The sequence below is a fragment of the Pseudomonas antarctica genome, from assembly GCF_900624995.1.
Classification (GTDB): domain Bacteria; phylum Pseudomonadota; class Gammaproteobacteria; order Pseudomonadales; family Pseudomonadaceae; genus Aquipseudomonas; species Aquipseudomonas antarctica.
This window is the reverse complement of the sequence record NZ_UYXQ01000114.1, coordinates 1-12,333: the sequence shown is the minus strand read 5'-3', so window position 1 is coordinate 12,333 and position 12,333 is coordinate 1. Positions and strand designations below refer to the sequence as shown.

The 12,333-nt window shown below is 57.7% G+C and carries 12 protein-coding genes and 1 pseudogene; 4 read left to right on the top strand and 9 right to left on the bottom strand.

Annotated features, from left to right (window positions below):
• Window positions 1-2,108, top strand: a 2,108-nt coding sequence (locus E0F99_RS25440) for a beta strand repeat-containing protein (protein ID WP_423213183.1), incomplete at its 5' end; no start/stop codon positions are given.
• A 668-nt stretch (window positions 2,109-2,776) separates the two neighbouring features.
• Here the strand turns inward: E0F99_RS25440 and E0F99_RS25435 are convergent.
• On the bottom strand, window positions 2,777-3,655 hold the full coding sequence (locus tag E0F99_RS25435) for a methionyl-tRNA formyltransferase (protein ID WP_083358826.1): 879 nt from the start codon (window positions 3,653-3,655) through the stop codon (window positions 2,777-2,779).
• A 356-nt stretch (window positions 3,656-4,011) separates the two neighbouring features.
• Here E0F99_RS25435 and E0F99_RS25430 point away from each other — a divergent pair.
• Window positions 4,012-4,266: pseudogene (locus E0F99_RS25430) on the top strand (IS5/IS1182 family transposase); the annotation flags it as partial.
• A 138-nt stretch (window positions 4,267-4,404) separates the two neighbouring features.
• Here the strand turns inward: E0F99_RS25430 and E0F99_RS25425 are convergent.
• Window positions 4,405-4,773 (bottom strand): hypothetical protein, encoded by a 369-nt coding sequence (locus E0F99_RS25425; RefSeq protein WP_083358824.1) that lies wholly within the window; start codon window positions 4,771-4,773, stop codon window positions 4,405-4,407.
• 55 nt (window positions 4,774-4,828) lie between these two features.
• A complete protein-coding gene (locus tag E0F99_RS25420; RefSeq protein WP_242626932.1) occupies window positions 4,829-5,428 on the bottom strand; it encodes a hypothetical protein in 600 nt (199 codons plus the stop codon).
• Window positions 5,429-5,624: 196 nt separating this feature from the next.
• On the opposite strand from E0F99_RS25420, the gene E0F99_RS30135 reads away from it, so the two are divergent.
• Window positions 5,625-5,783: a hypothetical protein gene (locus E0F99_RS30135; protein ID WP_165447640.1), complete on the top strand. Its 159-nt coding sequence runs from the start codon at window positions 5,625-5,627 to the stop codon at window positions 5,781-5,783.
• Between the two features lie 215 nt (window positions 5,784-5,998).
• On the opposite strand, the gene E0F99_RS25415 is transcribed toward E0F99_RS30135, so the two are convergent.
• Together E0F99_RS25415 and E0F99_RS25410 are read right to left on the bottom strand one after the other, a co-directional pair.
• Entirely contained in the window at window positions 5,999-6,223 is a 225-nt protein-coding gene (locus E0F99_RS25415; protein WP_232000077.1) for a hypothetical protein, read from the bottom strand.
• A 148-nt stretch (window positions 6,224-6,371) separates the two neighbouring features.
• Window positions 6,372-6,851: a hypothetical protein gene (locus E0F99_RS25410; protein WP_083358822.1), complete on the bottom strand. Its 480-nt coding sequence runs from the start codon at window positions 6,849-6,851 to the stop codon at window positions 6,372-6,374.
• Between the two features lie 297 nt (window positions 6,852-7,148).
• On the opposite strand from E0F99_RS25410, the gene E0F99_RS25405 reads away from it, so the two are divergent.
• Window positions 7,149-7,445: a putative quinol monooxygenase gene (locus E0F99_RS25405; protein WP_083358821.1), complete on the top strand. Its 297-nt coding sequence runs from the start codon at window positions 7,149-7,151 to the stop codon at window positions 7,443-7,445.
• 2 nt (window positions 7,446-7,447) lie between these two features.
• On the opposite strand, the gene E0F99_RS25400 is transcribed toward E0F99_RS25405, so the two are convergent.
• The 4 genes from E0F99_RS25400 to E0F99_RS25385 form a co-directional block, all read right to left on the bottom strand.
• Window positions 7,448-8,497, bottom strand: coding sequence for a hypothetical protein (locus E0F99_RS25400; protein ID WP_083358820.1), 1,050 nt, complete (start codon window positions 8,495-8,497; stop codon window positions 7,448-7,450).
• Window positions 8,498-8,509: 12 nt separating this feature from the next.
• Complete coding sequence (locus E0F99_RS25395; RefSeq protein ID WP_083358819.1) at window positions 8,510-10,318, bottom strand: hypothetical protein; 1,809 nt, start codon at window positions 10,316-10,318, stop codon at window positions 8,510-8,512.
• Between the two features lie 3 nt (window positions 10,319-10,321).
• Window positions 10,322-11,608 (bottom strand): hypothetical protein, encoded by a 1,287-nt coding sequence (locus tag E0F99_RS25390; RefSeq protein WP_083358818.1) that lies wholly within the window; start codon window positions 11,606-11,608, stop codon window positions 10,322-10,324.
• Window positions 11,609-11,626: 18 nt separating this feature from the next.
• The coding region (locus E0F99_RS25385; RefSeq protein ID WP_130908990.1) for a hypothetical protein at window positions 11,627-12,333 on the bottom strand (707 nt) is incomplete at its 5' end.

Sequence of the window (12,333 nt, the reverse complement as noted above, 5' to 3'; positions counted from 1 at the left end):
ACAGTTCGCGGATCGCTGGCTATGGCAGTACACAGACTGCTGGTCAGGGCAGCGTGCTGACAGCGGGCTACGGCAGCACACAAACGGCGCAGGAAGGGAGTTCGCTCACTGCTGGCTACGGCAGTACCGGGACCGCTGGCCCGGACAGTTCTCTTATTGCAGGCTATGGGAGTACTCAAACCGCGGGTCATGAAAGTAAACTGACAGCAGGTTATGGCAGTACACAGACCGCTCAGGAAGGCAGCTCACTCACTGCGGGTTACGGCAGCACCTCAACAGCCGGCTATGACAGTACACTCATTGCCGGATATGGCAGCACCCAAACCGCGGGTTACCGTAGTGTTCTGACAGCAGGCTATGGTAGTACCCAGACTGCTCAGGAAAGCAGTTCGCTCACGGCCGGCTATGGCAGTACTTCAACAGCAGGTTTCAAGAGTTCTCTAATCGCAGGTTACGGTAGTACCCAGACAACGGGTTATGAAAGCACCCTGACTGCCGGTTATGGCAGTACTCAAACCGCCCAGGACAACAGCTCCCTGACCACGGGCTATGGCAGCACTTCAACCGCCGGCTACGAAAGCTCACTTATTGCTGGCTACGGAAGTACTCAAACGGCGGGCTACGAAAGCACACTGACCGCAGGCTACGGCAGCACCCAAACTGCCCAAGAAGAAAGCTCGCTCACCACTGGTTATGGCAGTACCTCAACCGCTGGCTATAGCAGTACTTTGATCGCCGGGTACGGCAGTACTCAAACGGCGGGCTACAAAAGCACACTGACCGCAGGCTACGGCAGCACCCAAACTGCCCAAGAAGAAAGCTCGCTCACCACTGGTTATGGCAGTACCTCAACCGCTGGCTATAGCAGTACTTTGATCGCCGGATACGGCAGTACTCAAACGGCGGGCTACAAAAGCACACTGACCGCAGGCTACGGCAGCACCCAAACTGCCCAGGAAGAAAGCTCGCTCACCACTGGTTATGGCAGTACTTCAACCGCTGGCTATAGCAGTACTTTGATCGCCGGGTACGGCAGTACTCAAACTGCTGGCTACAACAGCAGTTTGACGACTGGTTATGGCAGTACGTCTACCGCAGGCTATGACAGCTCACTGGTCGCAGGTTATGGAAGTACCCAGATCGCAGGCTACGAGAGCACGTTGACTGCGGGCTATGGCAGTACGCTGACTGCTCAAGACAGCAGTACGCTCACCGCTGGCTACGGCAGTACTGAAACAGCTGGATTTTCCAGCTCATTGATCGCAGGTTATGGCAGCACCCAGACCGCTGGCTACGAGAGCACGTTAACGGCGGGCTATGGTAGTACGCAGACGGCAGAGCGCGACAGCACGCTCACCGCCGGTTACGGGAGCACAGGAACGGCAGGCCAAGACAGTTCGCTGATCGCGGGTTATGGCAGCACCCTGACCAGTGGCATTCGCAGTTTCTTGACTGCGGGTTACGGGAGCACTTTGATTAGCGGGCTTCGTAGCGTACTGACGGCGGGATATGGCAGTAGCTTGACGTCCGGAATGCACAGTAGCCTGACTGCCGGATACGGTAGCAACCAGATTGCGAGTCATCGGAGTTCACTGATTGCGGGCCATGAAAGCACTCAAATCGCCGGGCACAAAAGCATGCTGATCGCCGGCAAGGGTAGCTCGCAAACTGCTGGCTATCGCAGCACGCTGATATCCGGCGCCAACAGCATTCAGATGGCCGGTGAGCGAAGCAAACTTATTGCTGGTAAAGACAGCACGCAGACTGCGGGGGACCGAAGCAAACTATTGGCTGGCAGCAACAGTTATCTCACCGCTGGAGATCGCAGCAAACTGACTGCTGGCGACGATTGTGTGCTCATGGCTGGAGACCGAAGCACGCTCACTGCCGGTAAGAACAGCGTTCTGACAGCAGGTGCCAGCAGCAGGCTCATCGGCAGCCTGGGCTCCACGCTGACTGGCGGGGAAAACTCCACACTGATTTTCAGATGCTGGGACGGGAAACGCTATACAAACAAAGTAGTCAACACAGGAAAAAACGGAGTAGAGGCTGATACGCCGTATCAAGTAGATGAAGATGGAAATATTGTGAATAAAGCAGAGGAGTAATAACGATATTTTCGAGGGGTGTTATACCAAAGCAGTGAGCACGTATTTAATCAAGGCCGACGCTCTTTGGAAGCGCATTCTGCACCACGGGGACTAGGAGTGATGTTGACTGTCCGCTCGTGGCCGAAAGCGGTCATTATTTATCTCGTGAATCTTTGCTTTTTGGAGGTTTGTGTTCATTCGGCAGGACGCCGGGGAGGGCGAAAAGTAGTTCCCAAACTAAAACCGCACCCCTTGTAGAATGCGGCCTGTAGCTTGGTCGGTATCTTTGAGTAATGGAACGCCGACTGTCATCAAGCCGGCGCCCCGCTTGAGTTTGCATAGCGGTCTTGAAAACCGGCGAACGTTAATAGCGTTCCCAGGGTTCGAATCCCTGGTTTCCCGACAAGATTTACACAAGAGCCTCGCGAAAGCGGGGCTTTTGTGTTTCTGGCGTTCGGCAAAGCGGGGAGCGTAAAGGTTGATCGTTTCCGCGTCATTTCAGGCAGTTTTCGCAACTCGTTGGCAGCCGCGGTCAGCGAGTTGGGTTTCACGACCTCTTTAACGCATCGATAGACCAGCTCAGTGTTATTCGAACACGTAGGGCGCGATTCAGTAAAAACTGCGGGCGAGCGCATTTCTTCAAAATGGGCGGCATCAGCGACGCTCAATCCCATAGCAAAGCCGTATCAGGTGAATCGAGCCCGAAATTTAGCCAGGGGAAGCATGCTTTCTCCGCTTTCCTCAGCGATGCACTGGGTGACTCTCAGTAAGCCACTGCCGCACACGACGACGGGCAGTTTATTCTCAACAAATATTACCTTTCCGGCAGTTCTGTTTTCGATCTGCACATCATCAAGGTCTTCGGCTGCAAGGATTCGTGCTGGAACACCGTCTATCAAGCAATAGGCGCCTTTGAACGGGGCGCCTACTGCGTCGATCATGCGGCGGATTTTTTCTGCTGATTGGCTCCAGTCGATGTGGTAGTCCTCATCATCACGCCATAGGCTGTACGTCGCCAGATTGTGATTCTGTTCCGTACCCTTCAGTGTTTCACCGCCCGCGATAGCTTTCATTACCATCATGCCGGTGTTCAGGTAGCAGTCACCCACTACCTGGATTGCCTCAGCAATGGTTATCGGGTATTGGATAGGCGCAGACGTTTGATGAATGATATCGCCACGATCATATTCAGTTGCGCCGAATATCGCTGAAACACCTACCGTTTTTTCGCCATTGATGAGTGCATTCACCAATGGTGCAAACCCCCGATACTTCGGTAAAAGAGAATCGTGGAAAACAATTAATCTTTCAGGTGGATGCTTGATCATCCAGCGCCAGGATACAGCCATCGCGTATTCGCTGTTGATCCCTGAAAAGTCCGCTCGCAAACTAAATTTAACGTTGGCAGCGTGACACACATCAGCAATTTCGCGGGAGTAGTCGTTCAGCACTGCAGTGTCTTGGCCAATGACTACTTCCGAAATAATCTCTTTAAACAGCCGTACGGCCTGCTCGACGAAAGTCAGGCCTTTTTCCGTCATTACAAAGAGGGTTAATGCGCTCATAGTTGATTCGTCCGTGCAGTCATTATTACGTGTTTCTTTCGCCGCAGGCTGCGCAAAACCGATCTGGGAAAGTGCTGCCTGCGAAGGTGGGGCGCGAAAATGATGTGTTTATCGGCCTGCCTGTAAGATACGGGTAGCGTCATGGTATCAATTCACAGTGGGTTCTGCCCTCGAGTTTCCAGCGCTGAAAGAACAAAGCGCATTGGGCGTCTGCGATACGAACAAAGACGGCTTTGTCCACCTTTTCGTCGTGATGCTCAGATCTAGCTATCCAGGGTATTTGGAAAAGGTTCGCCGAGCGCTGATCAACTCCCGACACTTTCGGGATGCGAGATCGCCACACCGGACAGCACGCCCTGGTGCAGCATGATGTGGGTGAGCCCGGCACACAACAAATGCGCACTTCGTCAGGCTCGCGTATTGCCTATAACGTTCATAGTGCGGCCGACGCAAAATACTGCCTGATGCTGCATCACGACGTGAGGCAGGAAGGCATTGATAATCGTCAGCTTGATCCGATGGCCAAGGCGACTCAAGAGGTGCTGGAGCGGGCCGAACTCTGCGTCACGGCCGATGCGGGATACTCCAGCGACGCTAAGCTCCAGGCGTGTTAAGAGGCTGCCATCGCGCCATTCGTCCCGCCCAGTCCAGCAAGCACCCCGATAGCTGCCGGCCACAAAGGGCCAACGAACCCGGTCATTGCGCCGGGTTTTGCAGGGCGTGCGCGGATGGAAAAGCCTGTCGTGTGGCTATGATGACGTGTAGGCCTCGGGGAACCAGCGTTGGGCGAGTTTGATCTTGATCTGCAACGACTCAATCGCTTTCTGGCATTCGAGCGTACGGTCTGCGGCGTTTGGGATGTCGGGCCAGTTGCCTGCTCTAGAGGCTACTTGTTGATAGGCTGCGTCGTATTCCTCACTAGGGCCTGCAATGAGCTTGGCTGCCTTCACATAGTCGGCCGCAAGGTCAGCGGGCACTGCCCCGCAGGTGAATTTTGCCCGGGAATACATCAAGCCATCGGTTGCCCCGGTTAATTTCCCGTCCAGTGGGGGCATTGCGGCTACCGACAGCGTGGGGCAGGCCAGCAGCGTAGCGATTATCAAGGTGCGTCCGTGCATTCCAATCTTCCTGAAAATGTAAGGTGGGGCGTTCTACCGCCGCTTCGGGTTCAACTCAGAAATTGAAAACCGGTGCATAGCGCTCTTCGCGTTTGTTGAAATGAATGGGCGCCATGGGGACTTTCTCGCCATTCACGAAAATGTCCGGGAAGGTCAGGGTAAAGTCGTCGATGTCGTCGTTGCTCAATGGCGTGCCATGAGTTGCCGAGCTGAATGTTTTCCTGGGATCGAAGCCGGTTTCCAGTTGCTTGACCGTTATCGGGTAAGTCTTACCGGACCCCAATTGCACGGTGACGACGGGCGACGCGGCGCTGACCCAAAGCGGAGTGTCTGCGCTGGGATGTCGCGGATTATAGAGGCGGCCAAACAGTCGAAGTTCCGGCTCCACTGAGCGCTGTTTGCTCGGCCAGCTGTAGCTGCCCGGTGGTGCCACATACACCAGCACGTGAACCCAATTGAGTTCTGCCGATAACGGCTCAAAGCTCATCGCAGCTTTTGGGCCGGGGCACGTTCGGCTGAGCAGGGCGTTCTGACCGATAGAGGATTGCGGATGCAGATAGGGGCCGGTGCTGCATCCCGCGACCAGTAACAAGAACGAACACAGAAAGTATGTGTGCATCAGGCCAAGTCCCTTTGCTGAGGTGAAGGCGGGCATTAAAGCATTTCCTTCTTATCCGAAGGCCCTGCGATGACCCGATTCAATAGGCAACCCGTCTAGATCAATGGTTCCAATACGATTCAGGGTTGCCACCCGCGGTTTTGATCGCTAACCTGAAAATGTTTGAATTGTTACGAATAATTTCGGGTGCGACCTTATTGGGGTTGTGCGACTTCAGGACGAGGAACGAAAAATGTTTTCACACGAAGGTCCCGCAATAGAGCTGTTGTTGTTTATTTTTGGCTTGGCAGGCCTGCTTTTGGTCGTCTGGTTTATTCACCACCAATACGAGCGAAAGACCGGGAAAGGCGTTAAAAAACAACAAAATCGTAACGAGAGCCGCTCGACCTAGGCTGTCGCAGGGCGGTGATGGCGGTCGGCTAAGGCGCCTGGCCGCCAGCAACGTGGCGCGTTTTCAAACGCTGGCGCAGGTTTGTGGGCGATGGGCTACGCAAACACAGCGTTTTGGAGTGCAGTACAGAAGGGGCCGCAGGTCGCGAAGTGACAGGGCTCTGACCTTGACGGTTTCTCCGGCGCCCGACGAGCGCGAAAGGCTGGGGAGATAGATCAGCGCGGGCGCGGCACCACGAAGGGGCTCGACCAATGGCCCATATCCGGCGCGTCCATTTCTGCCTGAGTGCAGCCTAGGCGCTTGGCTCGCTCCAGGGTCGCCCAGATTTCGCCATCCGAGTCCGCAGGTCTTCCCTGCAGTTTGAGCACGAACGTGTGGCCTTCGACGACATTGCTCGTTCCTGCGCACTCCCAAACGCGCTGTTTTTCAGAGGTGGGCATCGGGGCGTTCAGGCTGGCTTGCGCACTCTCTGAAAGTTGGGGCGGCTTGGCGCTGCAACCTGCAAGGGCAAGTGCTAACAGGACTGGCGTTACTCGCATTTCAATTCCCTTTGTTGTTTCTATAGACCCGGTAATCGCCGGGTCACTGTCATTTGGCCGCTTGAGGCTTGAGACGCTTCATCGACCATCGCACGACATCGCCCCCAGCATCGTTACCAGAGGCCCAAACTGCGGACGTCGTGAGCGCCATCTCGAGCGTGTCGCCCTGAAAATGCCCAGTAAAAGTTTGAGTGGTGGTGGCTTGAAGAACGCCCTTGTCGTTTTTATTGACGATGATTCGCTCGCCCTTTATTGAGTCGCCTTCACGGGTAAACGCGGTCGGGTGGTCAACGCCAGGATGGTCATGGGTGTAGTAAGCCCAGCGTTGCATCACCACGTCGCGCGTTTCCTTGGTCCGCCACCAGATAAACTGTTTGTCGTCCTTGAAGTAAACGTAAACCTGATACCCGTACCGGGTAGGGTCTTCTTTCTCTGCATACCAAAGCCCATCCGGCACTTGATAGCGTGGGGCGGTGGTGCAACCTGCGAGCAGCACGCCGATTAAAAGACCTAGAAGTCGCGCTCTCATAAATTCCCTTTCAGTGCATGCGCGCTTTTAAAGACGATGCCGCGGTGATTGATAGCGGTCGCATTAAAGCATTTTTATCGCTTCTGGCACGAGACGGTAACGATCCAACGTGCAGGCAAAGAAAAGCCCACGATGGGGGCGCGGGCTTAAAGGTGTTCGTTTAGGAGCTGAATTGAGACTAGGCGCCCAACTGTGAAAACCGCGTGAAATACGCGTGCCTATTACAGTTTTTTGCACCGATGTTGTCAGTTCACGTACGGTGCGGGTTCCTACTCCAACCTACGCAACGGTGTGTGCATGTCAGATCAAGTGCGGCTTGTCGTCATTATCAATACCCAGCCCGGCAAAGGTTCGCAGCAGCTCGCGGCGTTTGCGCAACTGGCCCCGCAGGTTCGGGCCGAGCACGGTTGCTTGCAGTACGATTTACACCCGGTTGTCGGTAACAACGACAGCTTTGTGTTGATCGAGAAGTGGGCCTCCAACGCCGCACTGGATGCCCATCACGTGGCAGCGCACATGGTGGAAGCGGCCAGGCACAATCGGTCTTTTCGTGCTGGGCCCGCGACCGTTTTGCAGTTAGAGGATGCGGTGTAGGTTCACAACTGCACCCGTCGCAACCTGCCACTCAATGGCACCACCGTGTGGTCGGGCCTCGGCAGCGGCCGCCCCGGCAACCCCATGCCCTCGCTCACTAACACGGCCCCCTGCACTCGACACAGGTTGGACGGTGTATCCAGGCCGCGCGCGAGTACTTCAACCTGGCCACTTCGCAGGTTGCAGCGCAACAACCGCCCGCTGAATCGGGTAAAGCCGCCTTGCAATGGCTCGCCGTTCCAGTTTGGCGGCAAGGGTTGTTGCAAGTGGCTGCACAATTCCAGGACTAGCAGCTTGCCTTGCGGGCACCACGCCAACCCGGTGGGCAGTTGCAGGCCGCGTATCACCCCCTCGATTTGCCCGCTGGCCGGTTGCACTCGAATCACCTGCCCGGCGTAGTCGGCAAAGTCGATGCCTTTACGGGCCGGGTCGCCGTGCAGCTCGCCGGAAAACAGGCTGATCAATACCGCGTCTGTCTGCGGTTCATACACCAGGGTGACGGGTACCGCTTCCTGGCCCTGATCCAATGCAGGCAGTTGCGCCAGCACCTGCTCCTGCTCGCTGTTGCAAAATTCGACCAATTGGTTGGTATCCGGTTTTACCGCCAGCCAACTGCGTCGCGTCGGGTGGTAGCACAAGGCATTCAGGTTGCCACGGCTGTGGAACACCGGCTCGGGCGGGCTGTAGTGCAAGTCGAGCAGCCTGGAGCCGCCGATGTAATCGGTCTGGCTGGCCAGGCAGCGCCCGTCACCGCAGGCGATGTCGGACAGCCCCATGATTTCATCACGCAGCATGCGCGCCTGCATGTTCATGCTGCGAAAACCCTGGGCGACGACTTCGCCGGGCAGGTAGGCGCCAGGCTGCTGCGGGTCAGGGTGCAGCCGGCTGATGCGGCCGCTAAACGGCGGGTCCGCTGAACCTGAGCCGGCTTCGGCCAGCAACAGGCTGCCATCGGCTTGCAGGCAGACGCCACGTGGGTTGAGCAAACCTTCAGCGATGAAGGTGCTCGGGCGCAGGGCTTCAATAGGTTGAGCAGGGATATGCAGGGTCATCGGGTTTGCCTCCTATTGCGGCGGCTGCCACGGGCTGCCGGTGAGATAGGCGCGCAGCAGTGCGCGCTGGGCGGGGGACATCGAGCGCACCACGGGCATGAACAGCGTGGTGCCTTTGTAGGCATCCGAGGTGCGTGCGAGGATGGCGTTCTTCGCCGCCATGATTGCGTCAGGCTGGTTCAGCGGCACGTAGCGCGACATGGCAGGGAAGGCCAGGTAGTGAAAACGCAGCACGTTGGGGTACATCTGTTCCCACGTGATGGTGCTGCCCTTGGCGATGCCGAAGTCGGTTTGCGCGTACTTGCGCAAGTTGGTGAAGAACGCACCGTTGTCCACGCCATTGGCCGTGCAGGTCAGCGCTACAAACCCCGCTTGGGCGGCGCTGCCGGGTTTAAGCGTGACGGGAAAACTCACGGCCTGCTGGCCAGCACTCACCGTCAGCGAACTCGGGAAGTTGAGGAAGTCGATGTATTGCTGCTGATCGTAAACGCCAGGCGCGCTGGCGTTCAGGCTGACCGTGGTGGCTTTTGGCACCGGCCCGCCCAGGTAGCGCACCTGCAAATTGATCGTCAGGCCATTAGGGTAATCCTCCAGGTACAGGTTGCGCTGGTCGGCATACACCCGGTAGATGGATTCGCTCGCGCTAAGCGTCTTGCCCGCCACTGCGTTGGGACCGGTGATCTGCAGCGGCGTGGTCTTGACCGCTTGCTGCTGGCTGGCATTCAGGGGCACGTCGACGATGCCACCGTATATGTAGTAATCGACCAACGGGCTGGCCGTCGGGTTGAGGGTTATCAGCGCGGCGGCCCCGGCTGAAATCGTCACCGGCCCATAGTTCGCATTGGGCCCGATGGGGCTGGTGATGTCGTCGCGCACGGCACGGAAGGTTTGTTTGGGAATCACGTTGACCATGTCCAGGCTCAGCAAACCGTTATTGCCCAGCGCCGCGTAGGCGGCGTTGCCCGTGGACGCATTGACCAATTGCCGGCCCGGCTGGCAGCTCAGTGGCTCGCCAGCAAAGGCGGGTGCCAGTGTGCCGATGACCCTGCCGATACTTGGGTTGGGCGTGTATTTACCGGCGGCGTAGTCGGCGTCGAGTTGCGCGGTGGTCATCTGCGGGCACATTTCGAACATCACGAAGCGCAAGACGATGCCTGTTGCACCTGGCGCTTGGATGATCGCCTTGAGGCCACTGCTGTTTTTATTCCAGCTGACGATACTGCTCAGCGGGAAGGTCAGCTGGAATGTGCCGCTGGCGTGGAACGAGCCTGGCGCGTCCATCTTCGCCGGTTCAAGCACACGGGTGGTCACATCGAAACTGCTGCACACCGCATTGCAACGAATCAGCAGCTGGATATTGTCGTTTCCGCCGATTTGCAGGCCGCCGACAAATATCTGTGTGGTGGTCGAGGCGCTGGGGTCCAGGTCGACCATCATCGGGCCAGACACCGGGCCTTGGCCGGTCACCGGGTCCACCGAACCGAGCAGGTAGACCGGCTGACCGACCTGGTCGCCCGTGGTACTGATGTTGCCGGGGTTGCCTTGGGAGCTGATCAAGGCGTTCTGCATGTCCACCACATGCTGGCCGTAATGGTTCCAGCCGCCTGCGGTGTAGTAGTTGCCGGTCGGCGCGTTGATCATGTTGTTCAACTGATCGTCGGTATACGCCTGCGCACCCGGCGCCAGGGTGGAAGTGGTCAGGTCGAAGAGCGGCCAGTTAGCGTCGCCATTGAAAGGGATGGTCGGCGAATTGTTCGGCAAGCTCACGTCCGTGCGAATGCCGCCCCAGAAATTCAGTCGTGGTCCGTTGAGGATGCTCATGGTCTATTCCTTGTCCGTGGCGTGGGGAGTGACAGGCGCATTGGCGAATTTGAACAGGTAGGAGAAGTCGGACTTGAACGGGCTTTTCACCGGCGTCGCCATCGAGTGGCAGTTCATGCAACTGCTGTTGGGCTGGATATAGCTTTCCATCGTCACGTTGGCCGACAGCGCCGGTGTCGGCTGGCCCAGTGGGTTGCTCGGGTTGTTCGGCATCAACGGGCGCTGGGTGGTGATCAGCTGGTAGTACTTCAACACGCTGCGTTGCAGGCCTGGGTTGGTGCGGTAGTTGTTGTTGACCCATTGGGTGACATCGGCGATCGGTGTCACGCGGTTCAGTGGGTTGGGGGTCTGGAACGTCGTGCCGGGTTTGGGCACGCAGACCAGTTGGGTGCCTTGGGTCTGCCAGTTGCAGGGCGACTGGTTGAGCGTGGCGGCGGGGGCGGCGGCGTTGAAGTAGGAGTAGGCCGTACCGACGACCGGCTGGTCGACCCACTGGCCGTTCACGTTGGCTTTGGGCGGTACGTTTTCAACCTGCTCGAAGGTCGACCATATCCACTGCGGGTAACCGTTGACCTTGGTGATGATGTGCAAGCCCACCAACCCCAGGTACGCCTCGCCGACACCCATGCGCTGGCCCTGGCTGTTGAACCGCGCCACGCGCGCAAACTGCGTCAGGTAATGGCTGGCATTGTCCCGGGCGGTCAGAATGCGCCAGCTGGATTTGACCTCGATGACCCCATTGGGGAAGTTGATGGTGTTGGCTTTGGACACCACATTCGCGTTGTAGAAGTTATTGCCGACGATGTAGTTGTAGGACGCCTGGTTGGCCGAAATATCGTAATAGGTCGGGTTGCCAGCCTGGTCGATCAGCCAGCCACCCACCGCCTGGTCGATGGAGTTGACCAGCGAGCTGTTCTTCAGCGCCGCGATGTTGATAATGCCCAGGCTTCGGGCGGTCAGTGGGCTGTTCCACGGCCCGGGGTTAGCGGCCCCTGGCAGGAAGATTTCGCTGACCGTTTTGTAGGTTTGCCACACGGTATAGCCCGAATCGCCGGGCTGTTTGCTGCAGTTGGGCGTGCCACGTTGCCCGTCCTGTGCCGGCCAGTTCAAGGCGATAAACAGCTGCCAGCTGTATTGGTCGAACTGATCCTGGCTGGCGGTGGCGGCCGGTGCGCTGGTAGGCGCCTGGCAGTTGAGTTGCGTGGCCAGTGTCGACGGCTGAGGCGCTTCCCGCGCCTGGGCTGACAGGCTGACCAGCCCGAGTAACATCACACGCAATAACGTTTTCATGGCGATACGTCCTTGTGGTCAGGGTTGGCGCTGCATGAGCTGGTTCCACTGGGCCTTATGCCCGTTGCTCTGTGAAGCCGGTGGCTCAAACAATTGGCACGGCGGCGGGTTCGATGGGCACATGGCGGCCACTTGCGCCCAGGTCTGCGCAGGATCGGGTTTGGCGATGCGAAAATTGGTGTAGTTCTGGCTCACGATAGGCGCATTCGCGACGGTCACGTCCCCGGAAAAGAAGAACGACTGGGGCGCGCGGTAGGGCGGTTTGCCCGTCTGCTGTTTGTTGAAGGCATACCCGAACAGGATCGGCCCCGCCGGTGAATCCAGGTCCAGCGCATACGCCTGCACGCTGCCATTGAGGTTTTTGCTGCGCTCGGCGCTGTAGGGCAGGTGCTCGATAAAGTCCTGGCGTGGCGGATGGTTCATCGGCGAAAACATGCAGCAGGCCGGCATGTCTTTCGGGCGGTCCTGCGGGTAGGTCAGGAAGTACGCCTTGTTGCCCAGGGACACGAACGAGCAACTGTAGTGGTTGTTCTTGATCGGGAAGATCGGCAGGCAATACTTCTCGTAGTGCTCCATCATCGCGCCAAAACCGTCGCCGTCGGCTGGGATGTAGGTGTTGTCGTAGTAGCTGGTCCCGCGCGAGACGGTGGAGTCCGAAGGCGTGAGTGTGGAGGGTGGGTTTCTGTAAGGCGGTGGTGTGTTCTGGTAGTTGTTCATCAACCGGT